Source organism: Streptosporangium subroseum (assembly GCF_900188345.1).
Classification (GTDB): Bacteria; Actinomycetota; Actinomycetes; order Streptosporangiales; family Streptosporangiaceae; genus Streptosporangium; species Streptosporangium subroseum.
Genome location: NZ_FZOD01000060.1, coordinates 38,263 through 59,326 on the forward strand (window position 1 = coordinate 38,263; position 21,064 = coordinate 59,326).

The 21,064-nt window shown below is 69.4% G+C and carries 14 protein-coding genes; 3 read left to right on the plus strand and 11 right to left on the minus strand.

The window, feature by feature from the left end; all coding sequences use genetic code 11:
- Positions 1 to 322: 322 nt before the first annotated feature.
- From CHC08_RS37695 to CHC08_RS37745, 11 genes are all read right to left on the minus strand, one after another.
- Positions 323 to 4,066: an ATP-dependent DNA helicase gene (locus CHC08_RS37695; protein ID WP_089212166.1), complete on the minus strand. Its 3,744-nt coding sequence runs from the start codon at positions 4,064 to 4,066 to the stop codon at positions 323 to 325.
- 172 nt (positions 4,067 to 4,238) lie between these two features.
- Positions 4,239 to 7,394, minus strand: coding sequence for an ATP-dependent helicase (locus tag CHC08_RS37700; protein ID WP_089212167.1), 3,156 nt, complete (start codon positions 7,392 to 7,394; stop codon positions 4,239 to 4,241).
- A gap of 231 nt (positions 7,395 to 7,625) precedes the next feature.
- Entirely contained in the window at positions 7,626 to 10,418 is a 2,793-nt protein-coding gene (locus CHC08_RS37705) for a CDP-glycerol glycerophosphotransferase family protein (RefSeq protein ID WP_089212168.1), read from the minus strand.
- 171 nt (positions 10,419 to 10,589) lie between these two features.
- Positions 10,590 to 10,910, minus strand: a complete 321-nt coding sequence (locus CHC08_RS37710; RefSeq protein WP_089212169.1) for an MGMT family protein — start codon at positions 10,908 to 10,910, stop codon at positions 10,590 to 10,592.
- Entirely contained in the window at positions 10,898 to 11,266 is a 369-nt protein-coding gene (locus CHC08_RS37715) for a hypothetical protein (RefSeq protein WP_089212170.1), read from the minus strand. Before CHC08_RS37715 ends, CHC08_RS37710 begins: the two co-directional genes overlap by 13 nt.
- Positions 11,267 to 11,518: 252 nt before the next feature.
- Positions 11,519 to 12,775 carry a S8 family peptidase gene (locus CHC08_RS37720; protein WP_245878805.1) on the minus strand — a complete coding sequence of 419 codons (1,257 nt, stop codon included), beginning with the start codon at positions 12,773 to 12,775 and terminating at the stop codon, positions 11,519 to 11,521.
- Positions 12,769 to 13,566 (minus strand): hypothetical protein, encoded by a 798-nt coding sequence (locus tag CHC08_RS37725; RefSeq protein ID WP_245878806.1) that lies wholly within the window; start codon positions 13,564 to 13,566, stop codon positions 12,769 to 12,771. The genes CHC08_RS37720 and CHC08_RS37725 overlap by 7 nt, the downstream gene beginning before the upstream one ends.
- A gap of 283 nt (positions 13,567 to 13,849) precedes the next feature.
- The gene (locus CHC08_RS37730) at positions 13,850 to 15,088 is read right to left on the minus strand and encodes a S8 family serine peptidase (RefSeq protein ID WP_089212172.1); all 1,239 of its coding nucleotides are present in this window, start codon (positions 15,086 to 15,088) and stop codon (positions 13,850 to 13,852) included.
- Positions 15,082 to 15,816 (minus strand): hypothetical protein, encoded by a 735-nt coding sequence (locus CHC08_RS37735; RefSeq protein ID WP_245878807.1) that lies wholly within the window; start codon positions 15,814 to 15,816, stop codon positions 15,082 to 15,084. Before CHC08_RS37735 ends, CHC08_RS37730 begins: the two co-directional genes overlap by 7 nt.
- Before the next feature lie 268 nt (positions 15,817 to 16,084).
- Positions 16,085 to 17,266 carry an adenylyltransferase/sulfurtransferase MoeZ gene (gene moeZ, locus CHC08_RS37740; RefSeq protein ID WP_089212173.1) on the minus strand — a complete coding sequence of 394 codons (1,182 nt, stop codon included), beginning with the start codon at positions 17,264 to 17,266 and terminating at the stop codon, positions 16,085 to 16,087.
- 80 nt (positions 17,267 to 17,346) lie between these two features.
- Complete coding sequence (locus CHC08_RS37745) at positions 17,347 to 18,255, minus strand: alpha/beta fold hydrolase (RefSeq protein WP_245878808.1); 909 nt, start codon at positions 18,253 to 18,255, stop codon at positions 17,347 to 17,349.
- A 596-nt stretch (positions 18,256 to 18,851) separates the two neighbouring features.
- Here CHC08_RS37745 and CHC08_RS37750 point away from each other — a divergent pair.
- The 3 genes from CHC08_RS37750 to CHC08_RS37760 all read left to right on the plus strand — a co-directional run bounded on the left by CHC08_RS37750 (position 18,852) and on the right by CHC08_RS37760 (position 20,864).
- A complete protein-coding gene (locus tag CHC08_RS37750) occupies positions 18,852 to 19,169 on the plus strand; it encodes a hypothetical protein (protein ID WP_089212175.1) in 318 nt (105 codons plus the stop codon).
- Positions 19,170 to 19,853: 684 nt separating this feature from the next.
- A complete protein-coding gene (locus tag CHC08_RS37755; protein ID WP_089212176.1) occupies positions 19,854 to 20,201 on the plus strand; it encodes a hypothetical protein in 348 nt (115 codons plus the stop codon).
- 285 nt (positions 20,202 to 20,486) lie between these two features.
- Positions 20,487 to 20,864 (plus strand): hypothetical protein, encoded by a 378-nt coding sequence (locus tag CHC08_RS37760; protein ID WP_089212177.1) that lies wholly within the window; start codon positions 20,487 to 20,489, stop codon positions 20,862 to 20,864.
- Positions 20,865 to 21,064 lie beyond the last annotated feature (200 nt).

Below are 21,064 nucleotides of genomic sequence, written 5' to 3' on the forward strand. Positions count from 1 at the left end.
GATACCTTAGCGGTTCCGCCAGGTGCTTCGGGCCAAAGGGGCTTACTCTCCCTGAGGCGCTCCCTCTGTCATTGCAATTCCATGCGGGCAGAGAAGGACCCGACGCCCTCGTGCAACAGTGACGGCTGGATCCGACTGCTCCACTAATCTACTCGCCCTCAATGGCACCCTCTCCCAAAGCAAGATGGAGTGGGGTCATTTAACGCCGAGCGTTATAGCCCAGAGCATGTCCCGCCCGCGCCGGAAGCCGGACGAAGTCACGTCCGATTTCATGCGGACGGCCCGTGCCGCGGCCACGGAGACGACAACCGGACGCCCTGGTTCAGCCCAGCGCGGGGACCGACTCGACGAGCGCGATAAGGCCACGCTCGTCGAGAAGGTTAACGGGCCGGACCGTCTCGTTGAGGCGAACGTAGTGGAATGCCGCGCTCACGTGATCCAGGGGGATGGCGGCCAGATGGGACCAGGCCAGGCGATAGGCGGCAAGCTGAACTGAGGCGGCGGCTTCGGCCTTCTTGCCGTTGGGGCGCCGGCCGGTCTTCCAGTCGACCACCTCGTAGCGGTCTTCCGAGACCTGGAACACCGCGTCCATCCGGCCCCGGATCAACCGGTCGGCGATCATCGTCTCGAACGGGACCTCGACGTCCAGAGGTTCCCTGCCCGCCCACTCACTCTCCTCGAACCGGTCGCGCAGCTCGTCGAGATGCGCGTCGGTCTCCTCGAAGTCGTCGGACGCGCCGGGCAGCTCGAACTCGTCCATCAACCGCTGCTGTCCCCAGCGAGACTCCAGCCAGCGGTGAAAGGACGTCCCCCTGCGGGCCAGGGGGGTGGGCTTCTTGGGCACGGGACGGCGGATCTGCCTGGCCAGGGCCTTGGGGTCGGAGGCCAGCGTGACAAGCGACGAGACGGTCAGGTGAGTGGGAAGCTCCACCCGCCCGCTACCGCGCCGCCGGTTCATCTCCCGTTCTCTCAGCAGGAGCTCGGTGTCGCGCTCCCAGGCCTTGGCCCGCTCCCTGTCCCATCCCCGTAGCTCAGGGAAGGCCGCGGCGCGCTCGTTCTCGGGCTCCTCGGGCACGCGCTCATACTCGGAACCGGCCGGATCGCCCCGCCGCGCGGGGAGCACCGGTCCCGGCTCCCCGTGGTCCCGAGGTTTTCCGAAGTCCTCGAAGCCCTGGGGATCCTGGAGATCCCCGGAGTCCCGGGGGCGCTCCGAGCCCTGGAGACTCTCGGGGGCCCGGGGCTCCCGAAGGTCTTCCGGGTCCCGGCCTTCCCGCGGACTCTCAGGGTCCCGGAAGTCCTGAAGGTCCTGGAAGTCGTCAGGCTCCTCGAATACGGGGCCGTCCTCGTCGTCCGGAGCCTCGGGAAAGGGAACGTCCTCATCGCCGGGGACCTCCGGAAAGGGGACGTCCTCGTCATCCGGAGCCTCCGGGAAAGGAACGTCCTCCCTCTCCGGATCGGAACCTGCCGGACGGCTCCGCCCTGCCGGGGAGATCGGCGCGGCACCGGCGAGTGCGGCGAGAGCGGATTCGACCATGGTGGCGCCGTCGAGGACGGCCCCGTACCGGAGGCCGTCCGGCGTGACGGGCCAGGTGGATTCGGCGGGCTCGGTGAGGAGGGGGTTGGTGGCGCCCTCCTCCGCCTCCGGGGCCCAGAAGGCCACGCGGCCGCAGGTGTCGCGGGTCTCCACCAGGAAGTCGGAGGGCTCCAGCGGTTTGGCCGCGCTGCCCCACCGGTAACCGGAGGCGATCAGGAGGTAGTGCGCGCGGGTGACGGCCACGTAGGCGAGGCGGCGCTCCTCCATCAGGTCGCGGTCACGGCAGCGCTCGTCGAAATCGGCCAGCTCCTCCTTGGCCAGCCCGGCCAGCCCCGGCAGGTCGGAGGCGTCTCCGCGGAGCTGGTAGGGCAGTTTGCGCGGGTTCTCCGTCCACTTGGGACTGGTCGCCGCCCGGGCGGGGAACACCGTGCCGACCGTGAGCGTCCCGGCCTTCGACAGCGCCTGCGACATGCCGGGCACCACGACGACCGGCCACTCCAGGCCCTTGGAGGCGTGGATGGTCATCAGCTTCACGCTGTTGCTCTCTCCCACCCGCCCGGCGTCCAGGCCGTTCTCCTCCTCGTCCGCCGCCTTCAGGAACGCCAGGAAGGCGCCCAGCGTGGGGTCCTCCGAGTCGCCCGCGAACCGGGCGGCGGCGTCCAGGAAGGCGTCCAGGTCCGCGCGGGCGGCGAAGGCTCCGATGGCCGTCCCCCGCGCCGCCACCTCGATGTCGAGGTTGAGCCTGCGCTCGATCTCGAGGATCAGGTCGGGGAGGGGCTGACCGGTGTGGGCACGCAGGGTTCGCAGCTCCTGGGCCATGGCGACCAGCCGCAGGCGCGCCAGGGGCGAGAACAGGTCCTGCCATTCGGGGCGGTCGGGCAGCTCGTCGAGGGCGTCGATCAGGCTGCCGCGCTCCTCGGCCATGTCCGCCACGACCTGGTCCAGCGGGTCGGCCACCGGCGACGCGCCGTCCCTGGTCTCCCGGTTCAGCTCGCGCGCCCGCTCACCCAGCTCCTTGAGGTCGGCGGGGCCGATCCTCCACCGCGGTCCGGAGAGCAGCCGGACCAGGGCGTCTCCCGCGGTCGGGTCGTAGAGCGCGCGCAGGGTGGAGACGATGTCGGAGACCTCCGGCACGGCGAGCAGGCCGCCCAGTCCGACCACCTCGACCGGAATCCCCCGGTTCTCCAGCGCCTTGCGCAGCGCGGGAAACTGCGAGCGCTTCCTGGCCAGGATCGCCACGTCGTGGGGCTGCACGCACTGCGGGCCGCCCCACGCGCTCTGCTTGGCCTTCTTGCGCTCGCCCTCGCCCCACGGCATGCCGTCGGGTGCGGTCTCGGCGCCCAGCACCTTGGCGATCCCGGCGGCGATCCACTCCGCCTCGTCGTCGGCGGTCTCGTGGAAGGCGCACACCACCCGGCCGCGCTCGATCCGGTTGCCACCCGGCACGAGCACCGGCACCTCCCTGGCCTCCATCCGGAGCGGGATCTGCAGCCGGGCGGCGACGTCCAGTACGGCGTCGCCGTTGCGGAAGCTGACCGAGAGGCGGCGGACCGGAGCGGGCTCTCCGGCGGCGGTCCTGAAGTCGCGGGGGAAGCGGGTGAGGTTGCCCGCCGAGGCGCCGCGCCAGCCGTAGATGGACTGGCAGGGGTCGCCCACGGCGGTCACCGGATGGCCGCCGCCGAACAGCGCGCGGAGCAGCACGAGCTGGGCGTGGCTGGTGTCCTGGTATTCATCCAGGAGGACGACGGCGAACCGTCCCCGCTCGATCTCGCCGACCTCGGCGTGCTTGGCCGCGATGCGGGCGGCCAGCGCCATCTGGTCTCCGTGGTCGACGACCTCGCGGCTGCGCTTGAGCCGGCTGTAGGCCTCGACCAGCGGCAGCAGTTGCTCCCTGGCCCGCTGGGTGGCCAGCGGCCTGCGCTGGTCCTTGACGGGCGTGCCGGGCAGCTCGCCGTACCGCTGGGCGAGCCAGGCGCCGACCTCCCGGACGTCCTGCGGGGAACGCAGGTGCTCGGCCAGCTCCCCCGACAGCTCCAGCACCGCCCGGGTGACGGTGGCCGGACCCCATTCGATCTGCTCCATCGGCCCGTCGTAGGCGCTGACCACCCGCCCGGCGAGCTGCCAGGAGACGGCCGGGGTGACCAGGCGCATGGTCGGCTCCAGCGCCTCACGCAGGGCGTGGTCGGTGACCAGCCGGGCCGCGTAGGCGTGGTAGGTCGAGATGGTCGGCTCGCCCTCCATCAGCTCGGCGGGGACCTGGCCCGCGGCGACGAGGCCGTTGAGCCGCTCGCGAACGCGGATGGAGAGCTCTCCTGCGGCCTTCCTCGTGAAGGTCAGGCCGAGCACCTGCTCAGGACGGACCAGGCCGTTGGCGACCAGCCAGACGACCCGCCCGGCCATGGTCTCGCTCTTGCCCGACCCGGCCCCGGCCACCACGACCATCGGTTCGAGACCGGCCTCGATCACGTCGGCCTGCTCGGGAGTGGGTGGCAGGATCCCCAGCTTGGCCGCGAGCTGGATCGGGTTCAGCACGCGGTGACCCCGCCGCGGACGGCACGGCTCACGGCACGAGCACCCTCACCACGGGCGACACGGCTCACAGCACGAGCACCCTCACCACGGGCGACACGGCTCACAGCACGAGCACCCTCACCACGGACGGCACGGCTCAGCGCGGGGGCGGCCTCGCGGCCGGTGGTACGGCTCAGCACACCTGATCTCCGTTCTTGCTGACCGGGCAGCTCGCCCGCACAGCGCAGGTGCGGCATCCATCGTTGACCTTGGCCTGGAAGAAGGGCCCCGACATGCCGATCGCCACGGTGTCGACCATGTCGCGGGCCCAGCCGGGATTATCGTCCTCCCCCAGGGGCTGCTGCGCCTGCTCTTTGGCGCCCTTCTTGCCCGCGGCGTCGCCCACCTGGACCAGGGCCGCGCCGCCCGGCTCGGTCATCCCGTGCCGCTGGAAGGCGCCCAGCAGCGCGGCGAGCTGGTAGACCCCGAGCTGGGGATGGCGTTCGAGCTCGGCGTCCTTCGGCCCGTTCTTACCGGTCTTGATGTCGATGATCACGGCTCGGCCCTCGCCGTCACGCTCCACCCGGTCCACCCGGCCCTTGATCTGCACCCCCTCGGAGACCATGGCCGTGAACGCCTCCTCCAGGCCGACCAGCTCGCGGGGGTTGTCCTGGTGCCAGCGGACGAACTTGGAGATCATCTCCTCCGCGACCTTGCGCTGCTTGCGGTTGTACCAGACACCGCCGAAGTCCAGCTCGTGCCAGACCTCGTCCAGGCGCTTGCCGAGGGTGTCCTCGGTGGGCATCCCGGTCGCCGCGAGCACCGCCAGCGCGTGGATGACCGTGCCCAGACCCCGGGCCGCGTCGGTGCCGCTCGCCCCCACCGAGGTCTCCAGCAGCCAGCGCAGGCCGCATTTGCTGAAGCTCTCCACCGCCGAGGGCGAGATGCGCACGATGTCGTCGGGCCAGCTCAGCGGGCGATCGTCGGAGATCGGGGTGAGGGCGTACCAGTCGTTGGGGTGGGCGCCGGGCACCCCGGCGGCGGCGAGCCTGGCCAGGTGTTCGGCCGCGGTCCTGCGGAGCGGGTCGGGCCTGGTGGGGTCGGAGACCGCCGAGCGCAGGTCCGCCACCAGGGCGGACATGCTCAGCCAGCGGGAGCGCTCGTCGATGCCGGTCTCGTCGGTCGACCCGGGCACCAGCTCGGTGATGAACCGGGAGGGCCGCTCCTCGGTGTCCTCCCCGCCCACGGCGGTGACGATGAGCCGCTTCCTGGCCCTGGTCGCGGCCACGTAGAACAGGCGGCGCTCCTCGGCCAGCAGCTGGGAGGCCAGTGCGGCGGAGACGGCCGCCGGGTTCTCGTGCTCGGAGCCCTCGGCCCTGGCGACCATGTCGTCGGCGCTCAGGATGGATCCGCGCAGCCGCAGGTCGGGCCAGGCGCCCTCCTGGACCCCCGCCACGACCACGACGTCCCACTCCAGGCCCTTGGAGCGGTGCGCGGTCAGGATGCGGACCGTGTCTCCGTCGGGGGCCCGCTCGGCGAGGGAGTCACCGGCGATCTCCTGGGCGACCAGGTCCTCCACGAACACGTCGACGCCGGCGTGCGGCAGGCGGTCCACGAACCTGGCCGCGTGGTCGAACAGTGCCACCACCGCGTCGAGGTCGCGGTCGGCCATGGTCCCCCGGAAGCCGCCCCTGACGCTCGTCTCGGTCCACTTCGCGGCCAGCTCGGTGGCCTGCCAGACGGTCCAGAGCATGTCTTCCGCGGTGCCGCCCCGCCGTACGGCCTCGGCGGCGCCGGCGATGAGCTTCGCCAGCCGCTCGGCGGGCAGCGCCACCTGGGGATCCACCCTGACCAGCTCCCGCACGTCCTTCAACGCCGCGACCAGCAGCTCGCCCGACGAGCGCGGCTCGGCGGCGTCACGCTCGGCGGAGTTGTCCACCAGGTCGCGCTCGTCGGGGTGCGTCAGCGCCTCGTGCTCGGCGATCCGCAGGGTACGGCGCAGGCGGCGCACACCGATCATGTCGGTGCCGCCGAGCGCGCCGGTCAGCAGCTCCTCCGCCAGCGCCTCGTCGAGGATCTCCGGATGGAGCGCGACCTGGATCAGCCTGATCAGCGGCCGCACGCCCGGCTCCTGGAACAGCGGCACCTCGCCGCCGCCGACCACGACCGGCACCCCGGCCGAGACCAGCGCCCGGCGCAGCAGCGGCACCTGGCGCGTCGCCGACCGCACCAGCACCGCCATTCGCGACCAGGGGACGCCGTCCAGCAGGTGCGCCCGCCGGAGCGTGTCGGCGACGACCGCGGCCTCCTGGATGGCCCCGTCGGTCACCAGGACCCGGACGTCGCCGGGCTCGGTGTCCGGAAGGGGTTTCAGGTCCCGGTGCGCGGCGCCGCCCGGGGTGGCGGGCAGCCGCGCGGTGATGCGCCGGGTGGCCTTCAGAAGCTCGGAGCCGCTACGGCGGCAGACGCGCAGCGCGATGACCGGCGCCTTCTCCCCCGCCGCGTCACGGAATCTATCCGGAAATTTCATGATTCCGCGGACATCGGAGCCGCGGAAGCCGTAAATCGACTGGTCGGGATCGCCGACCGCGATGAGGTCGCGCCCCTCCCCCGCCAGCTGCCGGAGCAGGAGCTCCTGTGCCGGGTCGGTGTCCTGGTATTCGTCCACGAAGACGGCGTCGTAGGCGGACCGCTCGCGCTGCCGTACCTCGGGATCGTTGAGCAGGGCGGCGGCGGCGCGGATCAGCTCCGAGTAGTCGAGCACCGGCTCCAGATCGAGGTCGAACCTGGCCTGGTAGCGGTCGGAGAACCGCCCGGCGGCCACCCAGTCGGCACGGCCGTGGCGGCGGCCCAGCTCGACCAGCTCGGCGCCTTCGAGACCGCGCTCGGCGGCGCGGGACAGGAAGTCGCGGAGCTCGGAGGCGAAGCCGCGGGTCTTGAGCGCCTCGTGCATGTCGTCCGGCCAGTGCGCGGCGCCGTCCTCCAGCTCGCCGTGGAGCAGGCGGCGGATCTCCAGAAGCTGTTCGGGACCGGTCAGCAGGCGGGGCGGCACCCCTCCGGCGAGCACGGCCTCGCGGCGGAGCAGCGCGTAGGCGTAGCTGTGGAAGGTGAGGGCGAGCGGGGTGCGGGTGGTGCGGCGCATCCGGCCGGTGATGCGTTCGCGCAGCTCCTCGGCCGCCTTGCGGCTGAAGGTGAGCACGAGCACCCGCTCGGGATCCACGCCGCGGCGCTCGATCCTGTCCACCACGGTCTCCACGATCGTGGTGGTCTTGCCGGTGCCGGGCCCGGCGAGCACGAGCAGCGGGCCGCCCTCGTGGGCCACCACCGCCCGCTGGTGCTCGTCCAGCACAGGGGCAACAGCTCTCCCCGCATCCTCACGACGCACCAGTCGCCAGCCCTGACCACTCACAACTCGCCATTCCACCAGATCTCGGACGATGATCGTGCCGAGTCCGGGTGTACGGCATGGCGGAGGCCCGGTCCCGCGAGCCGGATGATCAGCTCGTCAGAGTGTTCTCCGGTGCGAGGACCTGGGCCGGAGGTGCGGATCCTCCTTCGAGGAAGCCTCCGGCCCAGACGCTCAGGAGACGAAGACGTGGTCGACGACTCTTGCCGTCGCCTTGCCGTCGTCGCGGGGCGTGTAGACGCGCTGGAACCGTTCGTAACGCTCGGCGTGCTCGGCCGCCACCTCGTCGATCGTCCGTATGGCCTCGATCACATCCGCACTCGTGGTCAGCAGCGGGCCGGGGGCCTCGGCGGCCAGGTCGAAGTAGAGACCCCGCTTGGCCGAGTAGCGCTGCAGATCGTGGGTGAAGAAGATCATGGGCCGTCCGGTCACGGCGAAGTCGAACATGACGGACGAGTAATCCGTGATCAGCACGTCAGTGATCAACAGCAGATCAGCTATATCCGGATATGTCGTGACGTCGAGTCCAAGGCCGGCGGGCATGTTCGGCGCCGCCTGCATCGCGTGGGCCCTGATCAGGAACTCGTGACCGGGGCCCAGCACCCGCCGGGCCTCGGCCAGGTCCAGCCGGAGCGTGGCGCTCTTGCGGTCGTAGTCACGCCAGGTCGGCGCGTAGAGGACCACCTTTACGCCCTCGGCGATGCCGAGCCTCCGGCGCATCGCCGCGGCCAGCTCCTCCCGCTCGGGCGACAGGAAGGCGTCGGTGCGCGGGTAGCCGCTCTCCAGAATCTTGCCCTGGTAGCCGAACGCCTTGCGCAGGACCGGGGTCGCCCACGGGCTCTGCGTGATCAGCAGGTCCCAGCCGCGCACCTCGGCGACCTGCCGGTGCCACACCGGTGGTTTCGGGTCGCGGGACATGTGCGGAAGGTCGTTGCCGAGGCGCTTGACCGGGGTGCCGTGCCAGGTCTGCACGACCATCTGGTCCTCACGTGCCCGGAACCACGGCGGGAGGAAGCCGTTGGTCACCACGTAGCGTGAGCGGGCGAGCACCGCGTAGTGCTCGCGACTGCCCGCGCGGACCACGGTCGGCCTGATGTCCGAGCCGAATCCGAGCTCCTGCGACCCCGGAGGCACGAACGCGCCGTCCTTGACCACCCAGATGTGCTCGCGATCGTCGCCGCGGCGCACCCGCTCCTCGTAGATCGCGCGGACGTTGCCCTCGTACTGCCGACCGTCGGAGGCGACGTACACGGTCGCGTCGGTCAGCTCGCGGGCCCGCTCGGCCGGGTAGAAGGCGCGCCGCAGCGAGTACAGGCCGCCGGCGCCCTTCTCGTCGTCGGGCAGGTTCTCGGAGACGGCCAGCACCGGCACGTCGAACCGGGTGGAGATCAGGCGATACTCCCGCCCGTCGCGGATCCTGGGGGCCTCGTCCAGCCCGTCGAGGATGGCGTGGTCGACACGGACCGGGACCATCTCCCTGCCGTCGCGAACCACCATGCTCCAGCTGCCGCTGATCAGCGGCACGGTGTCTCCGAACCGGGGCATCGCGGCGGGCGCGAACCGTACCGAGAAACGGGAGTCGGCGCGCTCCAGCGGAACGGTGTAGATCAGTCCGGTCCGGTGCTTGAGCGACAGCTCCGCGGGGCCCGAGCCCGGGTAGGAGCCCTCAAGGATGAGCGTGCCGTTCTCGTCCCAGGTGGCCGCGGAGATGATCGGACGGATCCGGTGCGCGGAGACGATCACTCGGTCGCGCCGGTCGCGCAGCACCGTGATCTCCCGCTCACCGACGATCGAACGGCTCTCCCGCGCCTTGCCGAGCATGACGGAGGCGGCCGGATCTCCCTTGGGCTCGACCCAGAGCCTGCCTCCGTCGCGCTCCTGCAGCAGGGACGACACGGCGAGCGGCACGACGACGGCCGTGCCCCCCTCGACGGGGGTGAAGTCCGCGGAGATCCGGTGACCGTCCAGGCGCGCGTGGCCCTTGCCCGTCCCCTTGCCCGGCAGGAACACCGCCAGTTCCAGCTTCTCGCCCTCCAGCCGCACCCCGGTCAGCTCCGCCCGGGTGGGCTGCAGAACGATCTGGAGGGCGCGGTCGGAGGTCCAGACCGGGCGGACCCATCTGCTCGGACGGACCTCCAGACCCGAGGGACGCTCGGTGCGACCGCTGGAGGGACCGCGGAGCAGGCCGGTGGCGCGGGCGCCCCGGCTCCAGATCACGATCTCGGCCCGCCAGGTGGTGGTGTCCTGTACGGTCGCCCGGCGGCGGAGCAGACGCTTGGCGCCGCGCACGACGGCCCGCACGCCGGCACGCCAGCGCAGCGCCCACGGGTGCAACTCGGCGGTGAAGCCCGACCAGTCGTAGTTGCAGCCGGCCTCCTCCGCGCCGTAGGTCGCCTCGGGGTGGAAGACCCGGCGGGTGCGCAACCGCACCGGCGGCAGCCAGCGCGGGCCCCGCAGCACCACCGTCGCCCGGTTGAAGCGACGGCTTCGCACGGAGAGCCCGGCCAGATAGGCGTGACCGCTGACGCGCAGCCGTCCGTCGGACCAGGAGATGTCCTCGACCTGGGTCATCGGGATGAGGTCGGCGGCGCGCAGCCGGTACAGGGACTCGGGGAGCTCGTCCCGCAGCGGCAGGTCCGCATACCAGCGCAGGCTGGTGCGGATCCGTTTGGACGGTTCCGCGGCGGCCGTCGCGACCTTCTGCAGCGCGTCGCCGTCGGCGAGGTCGTCTATCCCCCGGTGTTCGAGCAGGTGGAAGGCGATCCTGCGCGCAACCGGCAGATCACGCTTGACGCGTGCGTCCACACCGGCGATGTAGGGCTTGAAGAGCGTGACGAACTCGCGACGGCGAACGGCGCCGCGCTTGGTCGCCAGATCCAACCTCGAACCGAGCGGACCTGCCAGTGCGTCGGCGTCGAACCTGCGACGCTCACTCGGGTCCAGCCCTTCGGCCAGCACCGCCGCCATGATCAACTCAAGTGGTTCTCCCCGGTCGCAGAGATCTTGGACAGCCCGTAGACGGTCAGCGACGGGGTCGCCGCTGGCTCGTGCGGGTGTGGCGCCGGTGGCCATGGAGAAAGCACCGCCTTTCGACAGAGCGCTGTCCATGGCCATGGTAGTGGGATACGACAGGCCCGGTTACGCCGTGCTTTCCGGCCGTCCGTCCCACCTTGCGACGCGCATATCCGCGCGGGTTCCCCTCATCGGAGTCCCCTCCTGACGCCATCCCGCAAGACATCGCTGCTCATGGCCGGGAGGGGGGCTGCCGTCGGCGTGCACGACACGCCACCAGGGCACGCCGCCGCCCCAGACGGACATGACGCGCCCGACCTGACGCGGACCCCCCTCGCCGAGATATTCGGCGATGTCCCCGTAGGACATGACCATGCCCGGCGGGATGCGTTCGACCAGGTCGAGCACACGTTCCGCGTACGGGGTGGGGTGGCCTACCGACTCCATAGAGTCGGGCCGGCCGAGAGAATCTCGCCAAGTTTGCCGAATTCGTATGCCGCGGAGCCGTTCAGCTGCTCGACGAGGCCGTCACGGATCGCGTAGGACTCACCGTCCTCACCGACCAGGCGCGCGCCGAGCAGGGAGGACACCCTCGCCATCTGGGCCACCTGCCAGTCGGAGTCGGGCGTGCCCGACAGACGGCCGTTCCAGTCGGCGACGGCATGGATCTCGTCGCCGTGCCGGGCCAGGACCTCGCCCGCTTCCTGCGAACCGCGGAACTCGAACCCCGCCTGCCCCAGCACAGTCGCGAGTTCCGCGAAGCCGAGAGGCGCAGGGCGCTCCACGCGCAACTCGTACCCCATGATCCGCGACCTTAGCGAACCTTCGCCGGTTTCCCGAGCAGGAAGGCCGACATCTAGCGGACCGCGTCCGAACAGTGTCCAAAACGCGTTCGAATCGAATTCAAAATCCGCTTAGCCCTATCGTTTTCATCCCTGGAGTACCGGGTTCATCCCCGAAGCGTCGCTCGCCCGTTTGCCGCGCGATCCCGGCCTCACCGTCGAGGTCTCCGGCGTATCCGGCGCCTCCCGGCCGTGGTTCGCCGCCGGCCGCGGCTAGGGCCGCGCTCGGCCGCTCCCCCGCCGGTTCGCCATCGGCGGTCCCGGCATCGGACCCGCCGGCTCCGGGCGGCGGACGAGCATGATCACCGCTCCCGCGAACGCCAGCAGTCCTCCGAGGAGACCCCCACCGTACAGCCAGAGCCGGGCGGGCGCGGGACCGGGCCTGGGCGGCTCCTGGACCAGGGGGCCCTTGCCGAAGTGCTGGTCCTCGACCGCGGGGACCTCCGCCGCGCCCGCCACCAGCTCTCCCGCCTTGGTGAGCGCCGCGCCCGCGTCGACGACGCCGAACCCGACGTGGTCGTCGTATCCGGCGGCCGGGACGGACGTGGCGGTGGAGGTCAGCGCCTGCGACACCATTTGCGGTGAAATATCTGGATATTTAGCTTTTATGAGGGCGGCTACCCCCGACACCAGGGCGGTCGCCGAACTGGTCCCCTCCGACACCCCGTAGTCGCCGCCCGGCATCACCACGGGCACGTCCACGCCCGGCGCGGAGACCAGGACCGACAGATTGTCGCTGCTGAACAGCGCCGGCTTGCCCTGCTCGTCCACGGCGGCGACCCCGACCACCCCGGAGTATCCGGCCGGGAAGTTCCAGAAGGAGGTGCCGTTCTGCATGGCGTCCTCGGACTCGCCCTCGTTGCCCACGGCCGCGATCAGCACCACACCCCTGGACAGGGCGTAGGAGATCGCCTCCCGCTCGCTCTTCTGCGCCCCGTAGGCCCCCAGCGACATGCTGACGACCTCGGCCCCGTTGTTGGCCGCGTAGCGGATCGCACGGGCCAGGGGGCTGTCCCTCTGCGAGCGCAGGTTCTCCTCGGGAATGGCGGAGCCGTCCGCCGCGTCCTGTTCTATGATCATCGGCAGTGAGAGGATCCGGGCCTCGGGCGCGATCCCGAGAAGGCCGCCCTCGCCGTTGCCCGCCCCGGCGATGAGCGAGGCCATCGCGGTGCCGTGCAGACCCGCGCCCGGGTCCTTCCTGTCGTACTCCACCGACCCCATGTTGGGCCCGGAGGTCACCCGGCCGCGTAGCTCGGCGACCTGGTCGTCCACCCCGCTGTCCACCAGGGCCACGGTGACCCCCGCGCCCTTGGTGACCCTCCAGGCCTGCTCGACGTTCATCTTCTCCAGCACCCAGCGCTGGTCCTCACGCACGTCCGCGGCGGCCACCGGTGCGGCGAGCGTCGTCGGAACCGTCAGGGAGACCGCGATCAGCGCTCCCGCCGCCCAGACCCGCCTCCGCCTCAGCACACGTTCCCCTGCGTGCACTGGGGGACGGCGCTGGGCTCGTCGCCGAGGGCGCGGGCGATGCGGCCCGCGACCGCCTGGGCCGTCGGCCAGAGCTCGCTGTGCAGGATCTCCTCCGGGGGGATCGACTCGCGGGTACGGCCGTCGGTGTAACCGGCGGTGGAGAAGATGATGTACGGACCGACGCCGACCCAGGAGTTGCGCTGCCGCTGGGCCGCGCCGAACAGTTGGGTCGCCGTGCCGGGGAACGCCACCGGCCGCACCCCCACGCGGTCGTCCACCGCCAGCTGACCGGCGGCGGCGATCCGCTTCTCCTCGCTGGCGAGCACCGCGATGCCCACCGTGAAGGCGAAGCTGGAGGTCTGGTCGACATAGGTGGCCCGCAGCAGCGTGCGGCAGCCGTACTCGGTGAGCACCGATCCCACCGGGGCGTCCACACCGGCCGCGCAGGCGACCTCGGGCGCGAGGCCGACCCTCCGGGCGTACTGTTGCACCCGGCCGAGGCCGATGTACTGCAGCTCGACGGGGAAGACCAGGTCCGCCGGCCAGTTGTGCCAGCGGGCGGCGATGTCCTCCTGAATGTAGCGGGCCTGCTCGACGGCGGTCATCGGGCGGGACCTGGTCTCACGCACCAGCCCGACCGTGCCGGCCAGCACGTTGGTCGCGGCGATCGCCAGGATCGTGCCCATCAGGATCAGAAAGATCGTTCGGTAGCGGATCCCCTGCTCCAGCGCCATCTGCTCGGCGCGTTCGATCGCCCCGCGGGTACGGCTCGCGCCCGGCCAGGAACGCACCCGGGCACGCCTGCCCGCGGCGCCCGGTGCCGGCACCCGCGGCGCCCGGGCGCTCCTCGCGCCGGACGTCCGGGAACCGGATGGCGGCCAGCCCCCGCGAGCACGGGATGCCGAAGCTTCCAGGGGCCGCTCCGGCTCCTGAGACCTCCCTGGCTGCGACATACTTCGATGCTACGTTGCCGAGCTCCGCCGCCCTATCGTCGGAGTGTGTTTACCCGATCACCCGCCGCGCGCGGCATATGCGGCTCCCCAAATCTCCGGTTTTCAACCGTTGATGCGGCGGTCAGTGTGTGGAGACCGGTGCCCGTACGGGCTCCGCGAACCTGTTCGCCGACCGCGTCCGGCTGACGAACACGGCCAGCGCCACGAGGGAGACGACGGCGCCGATCCCGGCGGCCACGGCGACTCCTCCGTACAAGCTGATCTTGTGTTGGTCCCGGTGGATCACCTGCACCGGTCTGACCGCCCTGCCCAGCGGGCGGGCGGGGTCGTAGGTGGCGCGCCCCTTGGCCGTGAGGGTGTGCCGGAAGATCTTCGTCGCGGCGGCGAGCGCCCTGGGAGCATTGACGATGCCGAAGCCCGTGCCGGTGTCGTAGCCGCCCTTGGGCCGCCGGGTCGCCCCCACGGCGAGTGCCTGCGCGACCAACGCCGGCGACATCTTCGGGTATTTGGCCTTGATGAGGGCGGCGACCCCCGAGACCAGCGCGGTCGCCTGCGAGGTGCCGCGGCCGACCCAGTACTCGTCACCGGGGCCCGCGCCGAGGATGTCCACCCCCGGAGCGGCCACCAGAACCGAGGGGTTCCGGTTGGAGAACGAGGCCCGGCGCAGCCCTCCGTCCGCCGCGGCGACCGAGACCACCCCGGGGAAGGCCGCGGGGTACGAGTAGGGGGCGAAGCCCGTGGAGTCGGGCTTTTTTGCGCCCTCGTTACCCGCCGCCGCGACGAGCACAACGCCCTTGGAGATCGCGTAGCGGATCGCCGCCCGCTCCTCCTTCGTCGCCAGCTCCTTGGAGATCGACATGTTGATCACGTCGGCGCCACGGTCCACCGCGTATCTGATGCCCCTGGCCACCACGTTCTCGTAGCGCGCCGCGGTGTTGAACTTCCTGAAGCCGGGCTCCTCGTCCTCCAGGATCACCCGCACCGACAGCACCTTCGCCTTGGGCGCGACGCCGATCACCCCGTCGCCGCCGCCCAGACCGTGACCGTGCCCGGCGATGAGCGACGCCATGTAGGTGCCGTGCAGCCGCAGGGGCTCCACACCCGGCGGGTTGGAGCCCTCGGTGAAGTCCTTGCCCACGGTCACCGAGCCCGCCAGGTCACGGTGGCCCGGATCGACCCCCGAGTCCAGCACGGCCACCGTCACGCCCAGGCCCTCGGAGGTCCGCCAGGCGTCGGACAGCCCCAGGGTCCGCAGCACCTGTCCCTGGCTGTCCCGGACGTCGTCGGCCCGTGCCACCGCCGGGGCGAGCCCCAGGGCGATCATGGCCAGCAGTACCGCGACGCCCACCCGCCTCAGCATCGCCACTCCTCAGAGGTGCAATCCGGACGTACGGGCGTGGAGATGTCCGCGAGGATCCGTTCGGCGATGTCCCCGGTGAAGGCGAAAATGGTCGGCCGCTGCTCCCCGACCGCCTTGGCGGGGCGGCCGTCGATCTGCCCGATCGTGGCCATCACCACGTACGGCCCGGCCTGCCGTACCAGGCTGCTCTGCCGCCCGGCCGAGGTGAACCGGTCGGTGACCGTACCGGGGAAGGCCAGTGTCCGCAGGCCCGGCGAGGGGCGGCCCGCCCGGGGCAGCGACGCCTTGGCCCGTGCCGCGCCCACCTCGTCCGCGAAGGCCGCGACGCCGACGGTGAGGACGACGCCCTGGAGCGCGTCGAGGTAGGTGGCACGCAGGATGCCCCGGCAACCGGCCTGCCGCAGCGCCTTGAGCAGTTTGGCGTCCACGGCCTTGTCGCAGCGGGTCTCCGGAGAGATGCCCACGCGCCGGGCCTTCTCCTCGCCGCCCTGCTCGGCGGCGTAACCGACGGTCGCGGGGAAGATCCGCCCGGCGGGCCAGACCTGCCAGCGCAGGGCCACCTCGCTGACGGCGGCCCGATCCAGCTCCGCCGGGCTCGGACCTCGGGTGAACTCCGCTCCGGCAGCGCTGGAGGCCACCCCGGCCACGACGGCGCAGCTCAACGTCAGCGCGGACGCCGTGACCAGCGCCGGCCACACTCGCCGCCGCCGACCTGGGGCTTCATTCACGTCATCGACCCTAATGCGGTAAGGAGGGTGCCATCCGCCATTCCGGATGGATACGTCGAGATCCACACGCGTTCAGCGGTCGGGATCGCCGTGTCCGGCTGAGTTCGTTCGATTCGCGACTCCATCTGACCGGAGTCCTTCCCGGGAGGCCGCCACGCCTGCCCCGCCCGTGTCCCCGCCTCGCCGGCCGCTGTACGGCGAGGCGAACTCACCAGAAACGGCGGACGCCCCATGGAGCGGGCTCCATGGGGCGTCCGCGGCACGGGGCCTAGTAGGCCGGCAGGCTCGGGTCGACCGTCTTGATCCAGCTCAGCACGCCGCCACCCACGTGGACCGCGTCGGAGAAGCCGGCGTTCTTGACGATCGCCAGGACCTCGGCGGACCGGGCACCTGACTTGCAGTGCAGGATGATGCGCTTGTCCTGCGGGAGCTTCTCCAGCGCGGAGCCGTTGAGGAACTCACCCTTGGGGATGAGCACGGCGCCCGGGATGGAGACGATCTCGTACTCGTTCGGCTCGCGGACGTCGATCACGTAGATGTTCTCGCCGGCGTCCTGCAGGGACTTGAGATCCTTCGCGGTGATGGTGGAGCCCGAGGCGGCCTCCTGGGCCTCCTCGGAGACCGCGCCGCAGAACGCCTCGTAGTCGTCCAGAAGCTGGGTGACCGTCGGGTTCTTGCCGCAGAGCACGCACTCGGGGTCCCTGCGGACCTTGACCGAGCGGTAGTTCATCTCCAGGGCGTCATAGATCATCAAACGTCCGACCAGCGGCTCCCCGATGCCGGCCAGGAGCTTGATGGCCTCGTTGACCTGGATGGAACCGATGGACGCGCACAGCACGCCCAGCACGCCGCCCTCGGCGCACGAGGGGACCATGCCGGGGGGCGGGGGCTCGGGGTAGAGGCAGCGGTAGCAGGGGCCGTGCTCGGCCCAGAACACGCTGGCCTGACCGTCGAACCGGTAGATCGAACCCCAGACGTACGGCTTGCCGAGGAGGACGGCCGCGTCGTTCACCATGTAGCGGGTGGCGAAGTTGTCGGTGCCGTCCACGATCAGGTCGTAGCCGGAGAAGATCTCCATGACGTTGTCGGTGGTGAGCGCCGTGTTGTGGACGATCACCTTGACCAGCGGGTTGATCTCCTTGACGCTGTCGGCAGCGCTCTCGGCCTTGAGCCGGCCGATGTCGGACTGGCCGTGAATGATCTGGCGCTGAAGGTTGGACTCGTCCACGACATCGAAGTCGATGATGCCGAGCGTGCCCACACCCGCGGCCGCCAGATACAGAAGTGCGGGGGAGCCCAGGCCACCGGCGCCCACGCAGAGTACTTTCGCGTTCTTGAGACGCTTCTGACCGGCCATGCCCACGTCGGGAATGATCAGATGGCGCGAATAACGACGCACCTCTTCGACGGTCAACTCGGCTGCCGGCTCTACCAGCGGTGGCAACGACACAGTTCAGCTCCCGTTTCAGGGGGTCTTGGCGGTACGGCTAGCACAGCACGCACCATTCACAACCCAATGCGGTACCCAGGTCATTCCCCAATTGACATGGGGGCAGTCTCGCCGATCAGAAGCCGTGCCTCGCGGGCCACCCGGCCGGGGACCTCCATCTGTGCCACGTGCCCCGCGTCGGGCAGCAGCACCAGCCTCACCTGCGGGAACGTCCGGCCCGCACGGGCGGCCATGCGCGGATTGACCAGCCGGTCGTGGCGGCCGTGGACGATCAGCGTGGGCGCGCTGACCCGGGCCGCCTGCTGCCACAGATTCTCCTCGCCGCGCCTGAAGTACTCCGCGACGAGGCCCCGCGCCGAGCTGACCAGCGCGAACGCGGCGTACGGCAGGCCGTCCCTGCGGCGCAGTTCCTCGACCGCCTCCCTGAGTCGTTCCGGGTGGATCCGGCCGGAGTCGGCGTAACACATGGCGATCGTGGCATTGAGCCTGCGCTCCGCGGGCAGGACGCTCAGCCGGCCCGCGGCCCACTCGCCCAGCCGGGGCACCGTGGACAGGGCCACCCGCGCCGGGCCGGACCTGGGCAACAGATCGGGCAGGGCCGGCGAGACGAGCGTGAGCGAGCGGACCAGATCGGGCCGGTCGGCGGCCACCCGCACCGAGACCGCACCGCCCAGGGAGTTGCCGAACAGGTGAACGGGCCGGTCCGCGACGCGTTCGATCAGCGCGATGACGGTCCGGGCGTGGGCGCCGATGGAGTAGTCGCGGCCGGGCGGCTCGGGGGAGTATCCGGCTCCCGGCAGGTCGACGGCATAGCCGGTGACCACGTCGGACAACTCGCCCATCAGGTCGGTCCAGTTGGTCGCCGAGCCTCCCAGGCCGTGTACGTAGACGGCTTTCTCGCCGGGGCCTTCCGGGGTCGACCGCATGTGGACGATCTGCTCTCCAAGGTCGACCAGCTCGCCGGGCCAGCTCGGAATCGGGTTGTCCACCACGTGTCCTCCTCTGTTCTTGCTCCGTTCCACGATAGTTCGATGCGTGTGATGCGCCAGTTCGGCCGCATGATTCGCCGTCGTCCGATACCCGCGATCCGTCGCCCGATGCGTGTGATCACCGCCGTCCGGTACGCGTGGCAGGGTGCGCGTCATCCCCTGGCGACCGGCTCGGGGTTCGGCGCACGCGAACCCCCGGCGTGCCCCCGTTTATCCGTTCGATCCATTCGGACAAAAAGGGCAAAACCGGTCAATTCAATTCGGGCCTCTTCCCCACTCGAACAACACGCCCTTCCCGTGCCCCTCCTGCGGCGCTCTCGATTCTGGCTTGCGCGACAAATCAGACATTGAAGACATTTCACAGTAAAACAAATAATAAGAGTTCAATACAATCAATAAATAGACAATGAGATAGCAAAAGCCCTCTATGTCCGTTTGTCGCACCACACTAGAGGAAACCATGACAACTAGGGACGACCCATAAGTGGTCATCCCAGACATTCCAGAGAGCCAGACACTTCATGGACTCTGGAATTTTCCAGAAATCTGGAAAAAGTCGAATTCGGGGCAATCGATCCTTTCGAGGAGGAAATGCAATGCCCAATGTCAAGGGTGTCATTGCGGGACTCGCGATCAGCACGGCGCTGGCCGGCGGAGTCGTGAGCGTGGGCGCGGCGACCACCGCGGCCACCGCGAGCGCTACCACGGTCACCGCGGGCGCGAGCGTCATCAACTGCGGTGGCGGCGGCTGGGGCTGGCGTCGCGGCTGCGGCTGCCACCGTCGCTGCTGCCACCACCACCGCAGCTTCCACCACCGCAGCCACCGGTTCAGGCTCAACGTCAACATCAACAACAACAACGTCAACGGTGCGGAAGACGACGTCAACAACACCAACAACAACAACAACGTCTGAAATCGCTGATTTAATCGCCGAATAACAACTAGCCTCCGCCGTGGGCACAGCACGTAGTCGAAGAACATCGACATCACGCGGCTGAATCCGGGACTGCGGAAAACCCGGATCCACGACGGAGGAAAAGAGTGCCCGTGCTCACCGAGGTCATCACTCTTCACCGAAGAACCGTGATCACCCAGAGGACACGGGCACTCAGCATGCGCCGCCAAAACCCCGCTTCACTCACCGGATCGAACCCCGAACTCCTCCTTTATCGCGTTCAACATCCCGCCGCCTCATCACTCCCGTCGATCACCAGAGACGCTAGTCGCATGGATCAGTGCGGCAACAATGAGTGGAGAACTCTAAACCCTCACTTCCCCCTTCTTCTCCTATTCGGGAAAACCTCCTTACTCGGCGGCCACTTCGGCGACGTCTTCACCTACGGCTTGCACGACAAATCCGACATAAAAGGTATTTCATATCAAAGCGATCAATAATTATCTAATACCATCAATAAAGAGACAAGAAGCTAGTAAAAGCCGCCAAGCTCTGTTTGTCACACGACATCCGAGGAAACTATGACAACCAGGGATGACTCATTAGCGGTCATGCCAGGCATTTTGGGGGAATCTAAAATTTCCCCAGCAATCTGAAAAATGTCGAAATCGGGGCAACCGATCCTTTCAAGGGGGAAACGCAATGCCCAACGCCAAAAGCATCATCGTAGGGCTCGCGATCAGCACGGCACTGGCCGGCGGAGTCGTGAGCCTGGGTGCCGCGACCACCGCCGCCACCGCCGGTGCCACCACGGTCACCGCGGGCGCAGGCTTCCTCAACTGCGGCGGAGGTGGCTGGGGCGGTGGCTGCCGCCGGAGCTGCCACCACCGCAGCTTCTACCACCGCAGCCACCACAGGTTCAAGCTCAACGCCAACCTCAACAACAACAACGTCAACCTCGACGACGACGATGACGACCGTGGTCGTGACCGTGACCGCCGCCGGAGCAGCGACGACGTCAACAACGCCAACAACAACAACAACGTCTGAAAACACTGATCAATCGCCGAATAACAACTAGCCTCCACCGCGAGCACAGCGTGTAGTCGAAGAATATCGACCACAGCCGACTGAATCCGGGACTGCGGAAAACCCGGATCCGCGACGGAGAAAAAGAGTGCCCGTGTTCACTGAAATCATCGCTCTTCACCGAAGAATTGCGGCGATCCGGAGGGCGCGGGCACTCAGCATGAAATATCCGAAGCCCTGTCTCGCACACGGAAATCTGGAGACTGTCGAAATCGGGGTAACCGATCCTTTCAAGAGGGGAACGCAATGCTCATCGTCAAAAATGTCATCGCGGGGCTCGCACTCAGCACGGCGCTGGCCGGCGGAGTCGTGAGCGTGGGTGCGGCGACCACCGCGGCCACCGCGAGCGCTACCACGGTCACCGCGGGCGCGAGCGTCATCAACTGCGGTGGCGGCGGCTGGGGTTGGCGTCGCGGCTGCGGCTGCCACCGCCGCTGCTGCCACCACCGCTGCTTCCACCACCGCAGCCACAGGAACTTCAGGCTCAATGTCAACATCAACAACAACAACACCAACTTCAGCGACGACGACGATCGTGACCGTGACCGTGACCGTGACCGCGACCGCGACCGCGACCGGAGCAGCGACGACGTCAACAACGCCAACAACAACAACAACGTCTGAAATCACTGATCAACTGCCGAATCACCACTAGCCTCCAGCCGGGGCGCGGCGCGTAGCCGAACCACGTAGGCCACCCGCGAAAACATCCGGGATTGCGCAAATCCCGGATCCCCGGCGGAGGGAAGAGTGCCCGTGTTCACCGAGATCATGGCCTTTCACAGGGAAGCCACGATCACATCGTGAACACGGGCATTCGGCAT

Bases quoted from the DNA above. Each gene is read 5' to 3' on its own strand.
- CHC08_RS37730 (WP_089212172.1), bottom strand. From the start codon at position 15,088: ATGCTGAGGCGGGTGGGCGTCGCGGTACTGCTGGCCATGATCGCCCTG.
- CHC08_RS37755 (WP_089212176.1), top strand. From the start codon at position 19,854: ATGCCCAACGCCAAAAGCATCATCGTAGGGCTCGCGATCAGCACGGCA.
- CHC08_RS37710 (WP_089212169.1), bottom strand. From the start codon at position 10,910: ATGGAGTCGGTAGGCCACCCCACCCCGTACGCGGAACGTGTGCTCGAC.
- CHC08_RS37750 (WP_089212175.1), top strand. From the start codon at position 18,852: ATGCCCAATGTCAAGGGTGTCATTGCGGGACTCGCGATCAGCACGGCG.
- CHC08_RS37760 (WP_089212177.1), top strand. From the start codon at position 20,487: ATGCTCATCGTCAAAAATGTCATCGCGGGGCTCGCACTCAGCACGGCG.
- CHC08_RS37705 (WP_089212168.1), bottom strand. From the start codon at position 10,418: ATGGCGGCGGTGCTGGCCGAAGGGCTGGACCCGAGTGAGCGTCGCAGG.
- CHC08_RS37715 (WP_089212170.1), bottom strand. From the start codon at position 11,266: ATGGGGTACGAGTTGCGCGTGGAGCGCCCTGCGCCTCTCGGCTTCGCG.